The organism is Vibrio pectenicida, assembly GCA_024347015.1.
Lineage (GTDB): Bacteria > Pseudomonadota > Gammaproteobacteria > Enterobacterales > Vibrionaceae > Vibrio > Vibrio pectenicida.
This window is the reverse complement of record AP024889.1, coordinates 1,273,536-1,292,864: the sequence shown is the minus strand read 5'-3', so window position 1 is coordinate 1,292,864 and position 19,329 is coordinate 1,273,536. Positions and strand designations below refer to the sequence as shown.

Genomic DNA, 19,329 nt, shown 5'->3' with positions numbered 1-19,329 from the left:
AAAATAGGAGCCAAACTGGCTCCTTGTGGATTAGCTATGACTAAAGCTATCTAGGGCAAATATTTAGTCCGATACGCTGTGAAATTAGCAATAACGTCTTCTATATAATTTCCGAATATATCCACCTCAAAAGGCGTCATCATTCCTTTAGCAATATGCTCCGGAATACGTTCAAACACAGTATCCGCGCCCTGCGATGATATGTCGCGTAACCAAAGCCGAAGTGATTGCATATCCGCAGGATTCTGCGCCGCATATAGACCCACGTAGTTTTCAAGATTTTCTCGTAAAAAATAAGGCAACCCACCCAAGCCATCACCTTCATTAACAACACGGTGGGGAGCCGCAAAAGATGCATCTAGCTGATATGCTTTTATTGATTCTTCGAGCTGAGCCACCTCTGCTTCCAAAGTCCGCTTATTAACTTCAAGCTTTTCAATGTTTTTTTCGATACCAGCAATACCGCGTTGGTTGTTTGGATCCGTTGCTCGTATTTTAGATAACTTGTCTTTATTCTTTAAAATATCATCGTTAGACTTTTGTATTTGCTTTGTCTTTTGAGCTATTTTATTAACATCATCTTTTACTTTTTGGCTTTCATCAACTTTTCTTGCACCTTCTCCACCTCTGGTAACGGGTAGTAAACGGGCACTACCTTTGGCTGCATTATGTTCTTCAAGATAGAGAGTCGGGATCCCCATATAAGCCCCTTTTTCCATCTCACCAGAGCGTAACCCTACTTGTTGCAGTGGTATACCATCTTCACTCAATTTTTTGAAAAGCCTCTGCAGGAATACACCTTGGTTAAACTTTCCGTGGTTTGCGTCCCTTAGCCCACTCGATTTGTTCCAATACTGAATTAGATTTAATGCATCAGAAACATCACTATTTAAATAGTATTGCTTAGCTGCCCCCGTAAGCGCTGAATGATACGGAGAATATTCAATAGGATCTCCAATAGGGATAGTGAGCATTTTTTTCTTGGTATTTACCTCCTTCAGCGTTTCGTATAGCTGTGGCGTCATTAAGTGGTGGGGGTTTCTCTTTTGCTCATCAAGCAATTTAAACGATTTAATCTCTTCAACTTGATCAATTGGTGAAGAAACCGATAGACTGTTCTTTTCGCCCAAGCTTCGTAATTTACTATACTCTTCGCCATTCAATCCCCTTGACCATACTAGAGAGACACCTTCCCACCCTTCTCGAGTTATACTGTCCTTGATCTGTCTGTAAACCTCATCAACTTTTCGAGAAACCTCAGCATTCGCTGCTTGGTTTTGATAAGCATTCCAAGTTCGCGTAAAGAAATTTTTTGTAGCCTGTGAATCACCACCCGCGATATCTTCAGCAATATGTCTAGTACTTTGGCCAACATCACTGGGTTCATCGACACCAAAAGCCTTCAGCTCTTGTTCAACCTCTTTATAACTCGTCAGTTTGTCTGTAAATTGGGACTTCTTTTTCCCTAAGGAGCCAGTCAGAGCGTGATAGACTTGATTAGGCTCTAAGCTAGGCGGTCCGTTTAGAATGATTACCTTACCAAGAGCTTGGATATCACCTGGGAGTTGTTCGTCCCTTGGGTTGATATTGATCACACAGATTTGTTCTCGTTCGACGCCCATGTCAAGATAATAACGCAACGTCTTATGTCCCCTGTAATCACGAGGACTTGTCAAATATAAGAGCTTCCTTTCTCGGTTGTCTCGTAAAGCAAGTGCAACACCATTAGAGTCACCACTTTGATTTGAATTTTGTGCAATGACATTCTTTGCTCTTCCACGCTGCTCCAACCCAATGATGTTCCATTCTTCTCGAGTTCGATTCAGCGGAAATTTTAGCTTTCCATCTCTTACCCGAGTATGTGAGTAGCCCGCATTTTCCATCGCAGTTGCTAATGCTTCAGATGGGGTTGCCTTGATATCTGTACCATCAACAATAACCAAGTGTGGGCTACTGGATTGGCGAGTAAGGTGATTCATCGACTCAGAATCGTTTGCTGCACGGCGGGCATCGAGGTAGCGAATATCGATATAACCTTTTGGTAGCGCGCTAAGATCAGTAACAATATTTGATGCAGGTACATCACTTTGTCCAACCACAGTAAGGGCACTATTTTCTATTGATAAGGCTGACAATCGATTAAGCTGTAGCTCTTCGATTTCAAGACTATCAAGCAAAGGCTTTAGCTTTGGCTGTACCGCTGCTAGTGTCACAATCTCGGCTTGCAGCGCTGCTTTTGCTGCTGAGTCCTTAACCATAATCGGCTCGATGAGCCTACCTTGTGAAATATCCAAATCCAGCTGGTTAACGGCAGCCATCAATGACTCCATTCCAGCTTTGGGTACATATATGTGACGGGACTCAGGCCTCTTGGTTAACACAGTCAATGACAGTGGATTATCGCCAAGTTGTCTTGACACACCCTTATCATAATTGGACGCAACATAATTGAGTATATCAGCGACATGTTGCTTTTCATTGCCGAGTGGCCATTCAAAAAGCTGGTCTGCCGCTGAGTCAAATAGAGTTAGTTTAGCATTCGCTCCTAATCCAGATTTAGAAAAGGAGACTGCATGAGTACGAGTGCCGATTACCATACTCAGCTCATCATGTTTAGCTAATTGAACCAAGATCTCCGCATTCGCTCGTGAGAATGTCATTTCTTCATCTAGGCTAACGGAATTACCTCCCCTCTCTGATGCTCCCACAGCCTTTCTTGTTGCGAGCCTTGCTTCTCGACTACTCAGTACTTGCGAGCGATTTAACACGACAGGTTGAGTATGATGTAAAACTTGAACATCATCTGCTAAGGATAAGTTTTGAGAAAACTCTGTGGTTAGGTTATCAATAGGCGAACCATTTAATCGGCTGATAGCATCTTTGAATGCTAACCCTCGACACATCCCTTCTGAAGGGACATTTGGAGTGAGTGTCGCGGACGCAAAACTTGGATAATCAGAGTTATCACCAATACGACCTACGATACCCACTATCTTATCATTCACTCTCTTAGGCTGTTTTATCAACTCAACTTGCGCAAGCTCTATAAGCTTTCGCGTAAAAGCTGGAGAGTTTGCTCCGGAGGTCTGGGTAATATCAGTCAACATTTTCGTTGCTTTCTTGGACAAAGTTAAGATGTCTCCTACTGCACCAAGTGGTTCCAAGACTAAGTCGGCAATAGCCCAAGCTCTATCTCCTGTACTTGAGGTGCGATCTGCAAGAGTAACAATAGCTATGGTGATGTTGCTTGCAATCAATGCAAGACCAAGATAGGGGAAAGGTATTGCAGCGATATTTAGAATGCTGACAGCTAGCATCAAGTGATCTCTTATCTCATCCCATCTATCTTGTAATGACACATGAGAAGCTGAAAACACCTCATCAAAGTACTCAGAAATAGAATTGGTTAGATAGAGGGGCGTTGTACTGTAATTGAACGTCAAATGTTCGCTATCCACTTGACCGTCAAAATACCGCAAAAGTCCCTCTGAAATTGGAGGGGTCTGAACATATCCACCCATCCCCATGTAACCCGGATATATCATACCTGTTGTGGGCAGACTTTTTACATCCATAGCGGCATCAAGCTCAGTCTTGCCTTGTATGCTCAGTCCATTTCTTATTGCCACATATTGAGTATCCGTAAAGCGGTCGGTTTCAAGCCAAACAAAACCATTGTATGGAGAATACAGAAGACCGTTTTTACCTAAATCCGAACCGTATTTCGTTTGACTGTCGTCATCTAAATATGGAATAAATACTGACCCATAAACCGTGTGGCCTTTAAAAGCACATTTATATGCCTGTTTCTGACCATCTCTAAATTTTTCAACTAACTCTCTTTGATGTGCTGGATTTGCTTCATTATTAACAAACTGGTTGGCATGGAGTTCTAACGCACTTCCCAGCACACGAATATAGTCTGCTTGTTTTGAACGAAGAACTTGGTCAAAGCGAAATGGAATTTCTGTGTCCATGTCATATCTGGTTTTAGTAATCTCATCCACAATACAAGCCTTGTCCCCATTAGAAACTGACCGTCCATCTGGGTAATACCATTCACCACTTGGTATTGGCTTCATCAACATATCAGAAAGTGACATTCTCTCCGTTGTATATGGATTCGATCCAATTGGGTAAGACGCTGCCCCCATTGGTCCCACCGGAGCTATAAGGGGAACCGACAAACTTCTAATCAAAAACGTCGAACCTTCCGTAAGAGGGATGCGGGGATACTTAGTCGAAAATTTAGCGACAGACTTTCTTACTTCTGCGTCTAGTAAGTTTTTCATATTCGCATTAACAGTATCTAATAGAGTGCCCGCAGTTAACGCTTGGGCTTTGACTTCCGACATATTTGATTTTGATGTAGCCAAATACCGCCTCAAACCTGCTAATAAAGCGGTAAACATGTTACGCAGATTCATATACCCCGCATAGCCCTCTCCTGCTGGATCTAGTCGAGGGTTGCTACCCATAAGCACGGCATGATCATAAGCTAGGTATGCCACCGCACCTTGTAACCGAATTAGAGTGCTCAATATTTCTGGATCTTGAGGTGTACGCTCAAATTCTCCCTGTGAGAAGCCAAAGCGAGCTTGCATATCTCGCTCCAATTGTTCATAGCGTTCAGTGGCAGTAATACTGCGTATCGTTTTGTCCGTGCCCTCTGATCGTATTTGGTTATATGCCCACAGTAATGAACCTTTTATAGAGTCCACCTTTGACGGTAAACCAGTGGAACCTGACGCATACCCTCGACGATACTTATCCGATTTTTGATAGAGAGGTCGACAAGTCACTTGTCCCCATGCGGCTTCAAGTCTCATTCCATCAGAGGCTCCAAATATCTTTCCCAAAGGGAGTACATGGAATGCATCCCATGTGCGTGTTCCACCGTCATTGATCCGACTAACTAAGATCGCAGTGCTTTTCGCACTCACGCCATCAGTCAATCCGGGGAACCCAACTTCCAACAGATCATTGAGTAAAATAGAATCTGTGTCACTGTGTACGTTCCACTGCAAACATAAACATCGAGCTCTCAAGTCACCATCTATATATCTCAATGCTTCTGGGTCAGAACTAAAATAACAACGAAGCCAGTTAAGCTCATCCATCATAAAGACTTCAGATGACAAGGAATTAAGATCTGACGTTGACATACTCGCTAGCCTACGAGTTAACCTACCATGAACTTCCGATATTGTATCAAGCCGAACTGGGCTCGATGCTGGATTAAATGCATAGGTATCTCGACGTGTTCTCTTTGAACGGCTTGAAGTCCCATCCTCTGAAATACCATTCCAAGGTAAGATAAGCGGTGTGGTTAAATGATCGATACTAGGGGAAACGGACAAATTAGTATTACTCACTTCCCCAAAAACATAAGGGGGTAGTGAATTAAGGGGATTGATTTCTTCGGTCATAAACTGAAGCTCCTCATTATATAAATTAATGTGAGCTTTCAGCCTATCGAAAATATAAATATCTAGATTGTAAATAGCTATGGATAATGTATTTAGTTTCTATTAAAACACTTACATATAATTAATAAAAAATTAAATATGGATGATTTATCAATAAAGCTTCTAATTTTTCTTTTTGAAAAATCCACTATTTCTATTTGGATTTTCTTACGTTCAATCAGATTATTACCATCTAAATACATCAAAAGCATTATTTAAGGAGTAAACACTACTCTCAACGCGCTTATCCAGTTGGTAATCATTCACTTTCTCTGTGACATCCGTCATAGCAGAATCCACCTGTTTTGAAATCTCTTCTGGAATAGACTCTATCGTCTGTTTAACTTCTTGAAACTCTGTTTCCACTTGGTCATGAATATCAAGATACTGTTGGCTTACCTCCTGCTTCAACAAGTCCGCAGAGTGTCCAAAAGTATCTTGCAAGGAATGCCAAAAGCTTTTCCCTTGCCACTTGATACGATTGGTATCAATCGATGTAAGACCAGACTCAGAAAACACCAATGGTGTTGCAAGAGAAGTTAAAGATTTGATTGCATTTGGTGATGAAGGTTCTGGAGACTCATCAGACACGTTAAATTCCCCTTAATTTAAGACTTGTGAAACGACACCGAATATAGGCAATATAAACGATGATAGAAAGTATAAAATAGGCAATTTATACATAGTAATGCTGGTTCGATAAATAAAACCTAATTTGACTCGATACTTAATTCCGTTGTTTTTCCTGATGAGTCTGTCACTCAGGACTACTTAGATAAAGTTACGACAAGTATCTAAATACGCAGGGATAGGCATGTTCTACGTCAATCTAGGAAGCCTCGCAAGAAATGGCAAGATTGTAAGCGAGAAAAAATCCAGTACGAGTGTTAACTGAATGACATTGATGGGTACAAGTTCCATTTCAGATGACGGAGAGTGTAGTCCCACAGGTTAACTGGTTATGTCCGTTCTTGAAAATGTGCTACAAATGCAACGAGAACAAACACTTGAAAAGCCAGAATAGGCATTGAAAGAGCGAAATCTGAGGATAGATTTAAAGCCAAGCAAGTGAGCCATAAGACTTTAAAAGCGGTTGAGCAAGCTAAGCTATTTATTGAACCAAGCTTCAAGCAGCTAAACCGGCTTGTGTTGGTGAACGATTATAAAAATTAAATCATTTTCAAACCTTCAAATGTATTATAAGGAATACACATTCCAGCTCCAAACTCACTATTTGGTCTAATTGTAAGCCCCATTTTTTCATACAAGGGTTCAACTCCTAAGGCCGACATAGCATAGATATCGCTATGCTCATTAGCGTTTGTCTTAAGGTATTTAAATACTTGACCCATTAATTTAGGAGCAACCCCAAGGGTTGTACCTTGGAATGATGAAATAACAAGTAAATCTTGAACTGAGAAGCAAAGAACACCGTCGCCAACAACTCTTATATAACCTATCGCTTCACCTTGATAGATTGCAGTACACTGAAACAAAGTATTTTCAAGAGCTAACTCAGATTGTTTTATTGACGGCACACTCCAACCAACGGACTTTCTAAGTTCATTGTATGTTTTGGGATGAATTGGCGACATTTCAAATTTTAGCTTCATATAGTATCCTCCTTTTTTGCTAATGCTTGCCTATCCACTTTACCAGATGATGTTTTAGGTAGTTCATAATGATTAAACCAAATATTAGGTATCATGTAATTTGGAATATGGTTGCTAACGAAGTCAACCAAAGTGCTTTCGTTGTGTTTGCATCCAGATTTTGATGAATAATGACAGACAAGGCTATTAGCCTTAAATATTACGCAAACTTCTGAGATATCGGGATGACGAGAAATCGCAGACTCAACTTCACCGATTTCAATGCGGTAACCATTAGCTTTAATCATATGGTCTTTTCTTCCCCGGTAATAAAGCAATCCATCTGACCCAAGATAACCATAATCACCTGTCCGCCAATACTTTGCCGGATAGAGGTGAAATGGGCTATCAATGAGGCAAACATCAGTTAATTCCTTTTGTCCAACATATCCAGAGGTAACAGTTCCTCCCCTGCACCATAATTCCCCCACCTCATTTAACTCGCAAATGCGATTGCTATCGTCTGAAACTACAATGATTTCTGTATCATCAACAACATCACCGAGTGGTATTGAATCCCAAGACTCATCAATCTCGTCTACCCAGAAACAAGTTATTATATTTGTTTCAGTCGGACCGTAAATATTTGCTACACGCACATTATTTAGTGTTTGTTTCAAGGAAATAAGTTGAGTTATTGGGAAGGGCTCACCTGCATACATAATTTGTCTTAAATTGTTGATATTTTTACCTAAACCTGCTTTATCCTTTAATGTAATGAATGTTGATGGGGTTGAGTACATTATAGTGGCTTTTGATCTTTCTAATAATTCCACATAATCAACATGTCTTTGCTCTCTGGATCTCTTTTTATTCCAATCAAAACACACGATTGTGGCCCCGACGGATAACGTGTTGAAAATATCGAAAACAGATAGATCAAATTTTAAAGGTGCTCTAGCCATTACTTTATCATTTGGTTCGAGAATAAATTCTTTTTGCATCCAATCTACGAATGTTTTCGCATTTCTGTGTGATAGCATGATACCCTTTGGGTTACCAGTTGAGCCTGAGGTATGTAGAACGTAAGCAAGGTCATCGCTGACTTGATTGTGCGTAGTTACAGAGTCATCAATCACATTAACGGACTCGATATTAATAAAATTAGATGGTAACGAGTCATCGATTTGTGTTGTTCCAAAATATAGAACGCTTTTAATTGTTGGGTGTTTTAATAACTCCAAGTTATCTAAAATTAAAGAGTTATCAACAATAATTGTTTGTATTTCTAAATTTTCTATTATTTTCTTTAGTCTTTTGTGTGGAGATTGTACATCTAAAGGAACATATGTTTTTTTTGATTTCAAGACTCCTAAAATCGAAGCAATGCTGTCACTGTTAACTTCTGACAAGATCGCAACATAAGGACTTAAAATAGATGTGTCTAATAAAAAACCCTTATATTTATTTGCAAGTCTATTAAGTTCTGCATAAGAAATTATTACGCCATTCTCCTCTTCAATAGCAATGTTATCGGGGAATAGAGCTGTAGATTCGTGAAAATCAAAATGTAGCAATTGTTTCATATTAGTTACTCTGTTTTTACTTCTATAGAATAGTAAACTCTATATTGTTAACACTATTGCAAATTTGGTAATAAAAACTTTTATTAAATAAAAAGTCTTTAATTGACCTTTGCTTATTTAGTATTTTCTTACACGATGCATTATAGTTGCCATCAAAGCTTTTGTAGTATTTTTCTAAAATCTGCTCCGATTTTGGAGTATTACTCCAAGTTGAATTGATGATAACATCACCCGGTAAAAACACTTTTGACTCAAGTACTTTATTTAAGTCTATATGACTAATTACATTAAACCAAAATAAATATATACGATTCTTAACAGGTTTTAATAAATATGCATAATCTTCAAAACTAAGATTTATCGTTTTTTCTGAAATGTTGTATGGATCAATTCCAATATAGTTAAAGCCATGCTCATTTATAATATCATAATATTTATAATTGCCGCTGCCTACAACTACAACATCTTCATATTCTTGTAATTCACATAATATTGATTTCAAAAATTCAAACTCAAATTTTAGGAATTCGGACGCATGCTCTAAAGGTCCATTTTCAAGCATTAATTTATAAGATTCTTTTTTTAAACCAAACATAATGAAAACAAGGAATGGTTACCCATCCCTGTTCCTCTATATACCCAATGAACTTCAAAAAGCAGGTAATAAGGCGGAGAAAATTGCTGAAAATAAAATAAATTTAATATTTTCAACCACGTAAATCAAATGATAATGAATATAAAACCTAATCACTGCTCAAAAGAAAATCGACATTATCTTCGAAAGCTTGAACTATCTTATCAATTTGTTCTGGAGTGTTCGCATCTGTAACTGTTATTCTGATGCACTCCTCGCCTTTAGCCATTGTAGGGTAAGGGCAAGATGTAACATATAGACCGTATTTATCAAACAACATCCTCGAAAAACTGACTAGAGCTTCTGGATTTGGGATCTTAACAGAAACAATTGGGAAATTATTCTTACTAAATGTTGAGAAGCCAAGGTTGTGCATTTTCTCAATAAGATTCATGGTCATCGATGATATACGTTGCTTAATTTGGTCCCCTTCTTTTTCGAGAAGGTCAAGACCAGAATTTAAAATACCAAACGCAAATGGAATAGGCTGTTGTGAGTAATCAAGAGGTCTAGAGAAAGCTAAAAGTGTTTCTTTTAGTTTCTTTGATACGCCTGCGAATGCCATTGCTGAAGACATATTTTTGGCCGTTCCAGCAATATATAGGATATTATCGTATTCTAAATCCAAGTGATTAACAATTCCTGAACCGTCACCATACGGATTAATGTCATTCGTATTTTTCCCAACCATACCAAAACCATGCGCATCATCGACAAATAATATTGCATTATACTTATGCGCTAGTTGTTGGATCTCCATTAGCCTAAGGTAGTTGCCAGTTATGCTGTATACAGCGTCAAGACAAATCAATTTATGTCGTGCGCCTTTGTGTGTTTTTAATAAACTTTCTAGTGCATCAAGGTCGTCATGAGGGTAGCTTTTTAACATTGCTCCCTTATCTCTTGCTAATTGTGCTCCATGAAACATTATTGCGTGAGCTTGTTTATCCATGATAACCAAATCATCTTTCTCAATAAGTGCAGGTATAATTCCAATCGAGCCAAGAAATGTGTTAGTTACAATTAAAGAGTCTTCAGAGCCAATGAAACTTGATAGCCTATCTTCAAGATTTCGACAAATATCAAAGTGTCCTGTGAGTCTTGCTCGGCCTGTATGAAGGCCAAAATCCTCAACTGCCTTTATTGCACCCGGCAAAAGATCATTCTGACGTTTGTCAAAGCCTAAGTAGTTTCCTGATGCAAAATCAATGATATCTCTACCTTGCTCATCTTTAAATACGCGGTTTGAAGATTTTGAAATTCTAACATCATATTGATTACTTCTTTGTAGCATTTCGTAAATATCTTTTCTGCTACCTGACTTAATATTGTCTGCCATTTCATTAAGTAGTTTATACATGTCGACTCCCACTATAGATACATAGCATTATAGTATGCTGCATTTTAAATCATGAATTCGTTAAATTTGTGTATTTTTATTTTCTACCGTAATCCGACAGTCATTGGTTAACGGTTTTTAATAGTTTTCGTGTAAGTTTTTGCTTTTTAAACAAGAATGACCTTTACATATATTAATAAATTAAATATTAATCCTACTAGAAAATAAGACACTTTAATAATTGATAATTTTTATAATTAACATATAAATATAAATTTTTTTGGTTTTGTTTCATCTGGCCGCTGATATTCTAGTCCTGATAATGTTTCGTATTGATTTTCTAAATTATCAATTGCTAATCTCAATACAAGCTTCGTCTGAGCTTCTTCTTTCAACCTTTGCTGCTGAAAAAGTGGGCAATTTGTGGAGATAAGTCTCTGAGCTTTACTTCTACTCGATGGGTTTCAATCGATGTCAGAGTTGGTAGGCACGGGTTATCCTTAATCTACAATTGATAAAACCACCAGAAGATAACCAATTAAAACGACGATTGAGCGTACGAAACACGCAAAAAAACACCGCCCATTGGCGGTGTCAATCTGCTGAACAAGGCCTGTCTGCATAACTAAATCTATGATTTAGTTAAATATTACAATTACGTACTCCTAGTAACTGCAAAAACCTTCTCCACTGCAGTACGGGCTAGAATTGGCCGACCTCTAACGAGCGATACCAATTATTAGAAAATGACTTTTCCTTAACTTAACCTTAATCTCGTGCCATCCCTGTTTTGTATATTCTACTGAAATGACACAGATTTATGAGCACTGCTGCTTAGCCTTGTCTGTTCCCCAATACTAAAACTATTCTATTAGGACCACAAATATGTATTTCAACAATCTCACGATCAAATTGAAGACCAGCACCAAAATCAGTATTTAGCATTCTAGCGGTGGGTTGCACATTATCAGAGTTCAACATCATGATAAAAGCATCATGGGTATCGCCCTCGCGTTTAAGGACAATCGGATCACTTTCACTTTTCTTTAATGCTTTGAAGTCATACCCCGCCTGCTTGAGGAGGTGCCGGTTTTTAGTATCTCCTGCTAGTCCTTCTTGAACCACATATTTAAGCTTGTCCATTAACTTAGGTTCGGAAGCAATAAAGTACCCTTGCACCTCATTTGCGTTCAAACGTTCAGAACCAGTAACGTCACTACTTTTCTTGTCTACAGAGGCAAACATTTCGTCAACTAAGAGTACTTCTCCATCCGTAGACACTCTAAATACATAAGGCGGTTGTGAATTTTCTGGATTGCTCCTCACTTGCAAACGCACTTTTCTTCCCTGTTTAATCTCGGCATCCGTGCCAAAAGGCACCTCACACTCACCTTTTTCCACTTTTTCATATCTCTCGTTATAATCGAGCTGCGTTTTTCTCAAAGGACATGGACTTTGATTATAAAAAAGATGTTCTTTTTTCTTCCCTGCTTCAATCAATTCATTCTTCATTTTTGTATTTAGTAGCTCAATCGCTAAATCTTGCTCTTCGCGAATCTTCAAATTACGCCTGAGCTCTTCCATAGATTCATTATAATCTGCCAGTGTCTTAACTTTTGCAGAGCTCACCATTGACCGCAATTCAGCTTTCCTATCATCACTAACCCTCGGCCTTGGCCTTACCTGCACGACTGGCCTTACTGATTGTTGTCCCTGAGATACCAGTGGTGGCGGAGGTGGCGGTGGCGCTAGCTGATGAACTTCAGCTTGAACTTGCATTTGATGCCCGTTTCTCATCGCCCTCGTCTCTTCTGGCGTAAGGTCATCACGAGCTCTATTAGCAACGTCCCGGTCATCAAGAAGCCTCATTATGCGGTTTGCTTCATCGCTCCAATTATCTTCGGGATAATAATCCACCTCTTGACTACTCCTTCCATCCGGCACGATCAATTCTCTTGTCGAGCTCACAACTGGGTCTGTGGAGTCCATTGCAGCCATAGCATCTTGAACCTGAGGATCGTCTAGCAGTCTTTGTTTGCTTATCCTTTCATCTCTGACTTTTTGAAGAAACTCAATTCGTTTCTGTGGCGGAACGTCTAACTTAGTCATTGCCTCTTCAAGAAGATCATCTGCCGTTTTTATGTTTAGCACTTCTCCTGAAGCCCCTGCAAGGGAATATACAAACCACATCTTAGCAATTTGGTAAAAAGCATTTCCTGAAATATTAGGATCCAAAGCTTTGTCTACTTCTACCATCAACTCATTAATTACCCCGAGAATAGCCGCCGCCTTTAAAACATCTCTAATCTTCACAGTATTATCGACAATCGACTCAAACGTACTGTACTTTCTTAGTGTGTCAGACATCTGATTTTCAAGCAGTTCATTTCGTTGCTCCTCAGTCAGCTCTCGAGTGATTGGTGACTTTCTAGCCCTAACTGTCGGGCTTTCAGCTTTCACGCGACTTCTAATCCGTCCCCAACGTGTCTCGATAACATTTTGAGATGACACTCCTCTTCCAATATCAATCTTTTCCTGTATGGTACGAAGATCAATATTATCAATCATCTGCATGACTTCTTCAGTGGATTCTCTGAGTACCTTTTTAGACACCGTTTTCGTCATCCACTTGACCAATTTGCCTGCGGCAGGTCCAAATACTGCACCTCCCAATTCTGCCCCCAGTGAGGTATAACACTTCGCTATAATCCCCTCGAGTAGCTGCTGTCTCTTTTCAAGGTTGTCTTCTGTTTCAAGCTGAGCAATATCTAACACTGTATCGGTGAGAAACGTCGTCACCATCCCTCCAATGACACCAGCAGTAAAACCTGGGAACGCAACACCAAGCCCAACAGCTAGCACATAACTCGACCACCGTAGCGGGTCTCGCAAACTTTCTATAATTCGCTGAGTCTTTTCCTCAGACGCCGACGTCACATGGTAGTCAAAGTCTTTGTCTAATTTGTCCTCAAGGAAATCTGTTAGTTTATCGGGGAGCTGACCCAGGTAATGCTCTCTACTCCTAACAGTAAGAGGTTGTAGGTGCATAGTCGCTACAAAATTATTCATTTTCGACTCATAGCGGAGCGCCTCTTCCTCTGACCTTGACACATCACTTATAACTTTCCCCCCCCAATCAGGCCTCACAAACGCAAATAAATCTAGAAGTGCTTGAATTTCATCATCATTAGGAGTCTTTTTTCCCACAGCCATCATAGCCACATAATCTAAGCACATATCCAATACTTGGATCTTTTCATCCTTATCAAGAGGGGAGGCACCGCTGAGTTCACTTAAATACCCAGAAATGTCATCCATCTTGCCCCATAAGCCATATTGACCAGTTCTTATTAGCAACCTGTCTATACTCGATTGTGATAAGCTTTCAGTAAAATTTGACCTAAATTGTGGAGTTTTAAATAAAGTTAAGCGTTGTTTAAGATCTCTAGGAATTGGAATAACTTCACCACGAACCCAGTTCATCATCAGGCCATCATATTTAGATGAATCATCCTGTGATAAGGGGATATAAAAGACATCTGGATTCTGTACCCATTTAGTAATTTTAAAAGTACTAGCTCGTTTGCAATCATGGCTTCCGAATATCCCTCCTCTTGTACCTGAGCTAAACTCATTCAACCATTGCCTTATATCTTCTTTGTCACTGTTCGATTCACAATTGATCCTCATTAATGGCGCATATTTAAGCTGGTATCCAATGTCTTCCTCTATTTCCCGCCTATTATTGCCTTCAAAGCGAGCACCTAGCCGTTCATCAAACACAGTCTGAACATCGGAGTTTTGTACTGTTTGGAAATTTTCATCGGTGGTTATATAGAGATAATCTGCCGTATCTCTCCTAGTCGCCACAGTCATCAAGGTTTCCATTTTCTTTCTCGGAAGAATCAATTTGGCATCTACCCCCATTATCGCGACAGGCCCACTCAAAGAGTTAAATACTTTCTGTGGCATATCAATTTCAGTATTTGGCTTTCCATCAACTCTTTCGACTTCTAGTATTTCGCCTGAAACATAAATAAGATCTTTATCTTCTGCACCTCGATATACGTAGACACGATCGGCACGCTGTATACAACCGCGATGGTCATTTCTAGCAAGGTCGTAAGCATCATAATAATCCCGTAAGTGCTGTCCCTCGTACCAATAAAAAGTTTCTTCAAAATCAACTTCTTTAAAAGGGCCTGTATACCCAGCTGATTCAAGCGCATTTGTAAATGTTTGTATTCCTGATTGAAAACTTGGTGCTGTTGCAAGCTGCCCATGAGGGTGAACATTATCTTGCCTAAAACGCCCTTCTGAATGATGCCCAACCACAGGTGTGGAGGCATTTATATTGCGCCTAATGAAATAGTCAGTGATAAAACCTCGGTAGTAGAAATCCTCATAAACTGTGGCTATAGAGTTTTGGCCAGTACGAATATCATCAATTCGCTGAGCCACCATACCTACCACCCGAGCCTCTTTCTCCCCCTTCCCTGAATCAATATTATCGTCAGAAAATTTCTCTGGGCCGCCATAGAATTCAAGGTAGACTTGTATATCTTCGGACTCGATGGCATGTCCATTGTCTAACGTTACATCAGATAGCCTCTGATAAAAGTCTCTATCTAAATCCGCACTATTGTCATACCAGGGCGTTAAGTTATTACGGTGGAAATATTCGATGGTCTGTGCCAATTTTTCAGCTTGGTATTGACCAGAATAATCTCTAATAAATCGACACTCTGATAGAGAAAAGCCAATATAATTGGTCGCGCTTTTTACAGGTAAGTTATAAGAAAGCTTGCGCCAAACCTCTCGTTCTTTATTGCTGAAATCCCCCAGTCGGGTTGGGCTTCGAGCACCAGGATAGCTCGTTACTGCTTCTGGTAAAGGCTTAAGTCTAGTCCCCTGTGTAAATGGATCATGGTTTAAACCATCTGGGTCATTAAAATCTGGCTCAGAACCAAATCCGTTGTTATAGAACCGCGCTTGATTCGCGCCCGTATTTCGTGCATCAAAGTAGTAGTCTTCACGTATGGGTTGGCCTAACTCTCTTCGAAGGTCATTCTCGTTCACATACTTACCCATCTTTAGGTGCTGTTTGACCCATTCTTGATCGGAAAAACGGAACTCAACCTTTTGTTCATTAACATAGTCCGCCCCAGCCACCATATGCTCTGAAATAGGATCGCCCAAGCCACCGACTTGATAAGTTTGTCCTGCCACCTCAAATTGAATCGGATTCTCACTGTAGTAAAGGTGAAGCATCTCATGGAATAAAACGACAGAGGGGTCGCAATCTAACCATGGACGGCCTTTGACATCTTCAGCACTCGGCTTATAAGAAGGGTCAAAGAAAACCGTATCTTTGTCAGGGTTCGCGTAGTTACCCATCGATGGCTCATGATCGTGGTCACCACCTGATGTATTGGCACCATCACTTGGCATTGTGATATGAATCCCCTGCTGGTCCATTGACTCAATCAAGTCACGCCCAAAAGGGGTACTGGCGATTTTCTCAAGCGATGCATCGACCGCCTCTTTGTACTCTCCTTTACCTCGGTCAACGCTTGGGTAGGCGTCAAAGATTGGGCTCGACTCATCCAAAGCATCCAACTCTTCAGACGCTGATTCACCTGCCAGTGCCTGTTTAATTTGTTCGACGACTTGCTGCTCTTCTGTGGTTAACTTCGGTGAGGGAACCATCACTAAATTCGCCGCGGTTTTCGCGCCAAGAGTAACCGGTACTGATCCTCCGGTAAGCAAAGCTTCCGTGCCCAGCACCTTAGTCCAAGAGCTAATTTTGACCTTATCTTCTTTCTCCACCATGGCGTTATGCGCATGCGCCGCCGCAGACACCCCAGCCGCAAACACAGTTTTCACCGTGCTTCCAACTGGGATCATCACCATCTTAAAGCCCAGCTGCTCTAGCCTGTGGGTAATTCGTGCTTTAATTACCTTGTACGGTTTATCTTCGCCTGGCATCACCCCTTGCTTGATTTTATGCACGTCATACGCAATACGGAGCAGAGAAATTGACACCTTAATACCCGCCCGAATGCCGATTTTAAGTGGCGTCACCGTCAGGCCGCCAACCACGTCCATACCTCTTTCAATAAAACTGACCACCACACCGCGAGCCAAACGCTTTTGTGACCAACTGACAATAAACTCTGCCAGTGTTTTCTCCTGCGCGGCGTACTCTGCTGGGCTCATGGGTTTAATGGTTTCATCGCGATACGCATAGCGCCACTCGCCCGCAATTCGGGTTGAGAAGAATATCCCTAAGGGATCTTTCTCCGATACCAAGCCGGTCAGCATATCGCGCTCGGTCAATGCATGACGGATCACTTCTGTGTCTGGAATTAGCTCCGCCTCCGTATGCCCAGCTTCACGCAGTACCTCATTGGCACATATACCCCAGTCTTTGGCGACTCTCGATCTTCGCGAGAAAGGGCCAAGCGGTTGACCAGTGTGTTTGAGCGCCAGTGAATCCAGTTCATCGTAGGCATCTTGGGCGGCTAACCCAGCAAAGCGGGCTTTGTGTATGATGCTATCTAGGCTGCTGTCACTATAGTCTGATGCTTTCGTCGCTCGGGCTCGCAGTCTAAGCACCATTGCCCTGATCTTTTTGTACGCTTCCCCTTTGCGCAGCGCATCTTCAATTTCCACCACGGCCTTACCAAGACTCTCCTGTCCTTGTTCAGATAATACTTCTTGACCAACACCAAGGAAGTAATCGACCGTCTTGTTAAACCTTTGCTCAGACAGTCCCATATCCTTAATGGTGGCTAAGATGTTCACCAGACGCTCACGTTCTGAGACTGAAACTTGGTTCAATTCGGATCCGCGATTCGAAGGCTCCTGCGCCAATAGGTTTTTCAGTGTTTGTACGTCTTTGCCAAGTGAAGGGCGAATATTTGTGTCGGGGGTTTCTTCACTGAGTGACAGGCTTTGGAGCTGCTCGGAGAGCTTGGTTAAATCGCTAAGCTGATAGTGTTTAAGCACATCTCTGAGCGCCCCGTTGCCACCCAGTGACACTTGCGCCAGCAGTAACTCTGATGCTTGCTGCGCTTTCTTAAGACTTGGCTCAAGCACGTCTTGGCGAGATTTTTCTGCCTCACCAGATCCCTGATCCGATTGAGAGCTCGCTGCTTTATTGATGCCCGAGGTCGCAACACTGCTCTCAGTCACGGTTTCCAATACATCAGCACTATCAGCGACACCATGTTTACTCTTGGCTAATGATTGTGCAGCGCCAAGCAAAGGCGAGTAGTCATACTGCATACGAAACGCTGGTTGGATAAGGGTCCAACACAAACTGCGCACAATAGAGCGGATGATTTGATCTTCGTCTGAAAGATTGTAGTTGAGGGCTTTGTTCACGCCCTTAGCCATGGGTGAGCGCGCTTTATGCAATAAGTGCAGCGCGGTTGGCGCCACAAAGGTTGGCGTACGGGCCACTTGCATCGCCACTTTGGCCATCTTGTTTTTGGCCCCTTCTCCCATTTTGGCCACCGTGCTTTTGGTGGCTTTAACCGCTGCACCCTCAAACTTGAGGATCTGCTCACCCATGGCCACTTCTAAGTCGGCAAGTTTAATGCTTTTACTTTCCTTGTCTTGTTCATGCTCTCCGCGCTGACGTTTTTCTTCTTTGCTTTGGCCCGCTTTTGAGACAAACATAGAAGCCGCGCTGTCTTTAAAACTCGGATCAAACTGTTTTTGCTTGCTTTTAAGATGGTTAATCACCACCTCAAGTGCATTCATCACCTGAGTAAAGTAGTCTTTAACCTCGTCTTCACGTTTGAAGGTGTTTCTCCACCCTTTACGCTGCATTTTACCTTTACTCGACTCAAGCTCATGACGTACGTCTTGAAGGCGGTTTCTCACTGCGTGTCTACGCAGCGTGATATGATGGCGCAGGTTATCCGTATCTTCTGTAAGCCCATGCTTTGCTTTGTACCGCGCTGAAACTTTCTTTTTCCAAGTGTCCAGAGATAAATCTTGGTCGTGTTTAAACGCGTTTAGCGCCTCAGTCACCACCTTTAAGCTGCCATCGATGTGCCTTGCAAGCTGATACGCATAGGCCCTATCAGATTTGGCTAGCTCATCAATCCAGCCTTTCGACTTGCTGTTGGCATCACTTATCATGGCATTAACTGGTGACGACAACTCTGCGGGGATGTTAACGATATCCTCTTTGGCCTGTTTAAGCTCTGTGATTAAGTCACGCTGAATATCAATCTCTTGCTCATTGTATCCCTGCTCAATAAAGGCCTTGGCCTGCTCGTATTTGCCTTGCCACGCTTGCCATACCAACTCAAGCGGATCATCATTAGCATTTACTTTTGCTTCGAGCATGTCCTGCACGTTAAGCCGCTCTTTAGAAACTGAGGCTGCTTGCTCATCCTTAACCGGCAAAGTTGGCGGTTGACACTCATCTATACGCTGAGCCGTGGCTCGATTGGTTTCAACAGAACTCAGGCTTGAGCCAGCATACACCAATGGGGTGGCATCATGAGAAGGTCTGCTAAGAACGTTGTAGGGCACAAGCACTTTAGAGTCGGTAGGCACAGTGGATTATCCTTAATTGGCAATTGAGAAAACCAACAAAAGATACCCAATCAAAACGACGATCGAGCGTATAAAACGCGCAAGTAACAAAGTGGGGGCAGCATAAGATTTACTGGGAAAATAAATGACTGAT

Annotated in this window: 7 protein-coding genes; all 7 read right to left on the bottom strand. The window is 41.4% G+C overall.

Annotated elements, in window-relative coordinates:
- Positions 1–50: 50 nt before the first annotated feature.
- Positions 51–5,429, bottom strand: a complete 5,379-nt coding sequence (locus OCV27_RS06085; protein ID WP_125320878.1) for a hypothetical protein — start codon at positions 5,427–5,429, stop codon at positions 51–53.
- A 225-nt stretch (positions 5,430–5,654) separates the two neighbouring features.
- Positions 5,655–6,059 carry a hypothetical protein gene (locus OCV27_RS06080; protein ID WP_125320877.1) on the bottom strand — a complete coding sequence of 135 codons (405 nt, stop codon included), beginning with the start codon at positions 6,057–6,059 and terminating at the stop codon, positions 5,655–5,657.
- 578 nt (positions 6,060–6,637) lie between these two features.
- Positions 6,638–7,081: a GNAT family N-acetyltransferase gene (locus tag OCV27_RS06075; protein WP_125320876.1), complete on the bottom strand. Its 444-nt coding sequence runs from the start codon at positions 7,079–7,081 to the stop codon at positions 6,638–6,640.
- A complete protein-coding gene (locus tag OCV27_RS06070; RefSeq protein ID WP_337969415.1) occupies positions 7,078–8,646 on the bottom strand; it encodes an amino acid adenylation domain-containing protein in 1,569 nt (522 codons plus the stop codon). Before OCV27_RS06070 ends, OCV27_RS06075 begins: the two co-directional genes overlap by 4 nt.
- A gap of 22 nt (positions 8,647–8,668) precedes the next feature.
- Positions 8,669–9,241, bottom strand: a complete 573-nt coding sequence (locus tag OCV27_RS06065; RefSeq protein ID WP_337969414.1) for a hypothetical protein — start codon at positions 9,239–9,241, stop codon at positions 8,669–8,671.
- Positions 9,242–9,389: 148 nt separating this feature from the next.
- A complete protein-coding gene (locus OCV27_RS06060) occupies positions 9,390–10,640 on the bottom strand; it encodes an aminotransferase class I/II-fold pyridoxal phosphate-dependent enzyme (protein ID WP_125323463.1) in 1,251 nt (416 codons plus the stop codon).
- Positions 10,641–11,453: 813 nt separating this feature from the next.
- Complete coding sequence (locus OCV27_RS06055) at positions 11,454–19,196, bottom strand: M91 family zinc metallopeptidase (protein WP_125322301.1); 7,743 nt, start codon at positions 19,194–19,196, stop codon at positions 11,454–11,456.
- Between the last annotated feature and the right edge of the window lie 133 nt (positions 19,197–19,329).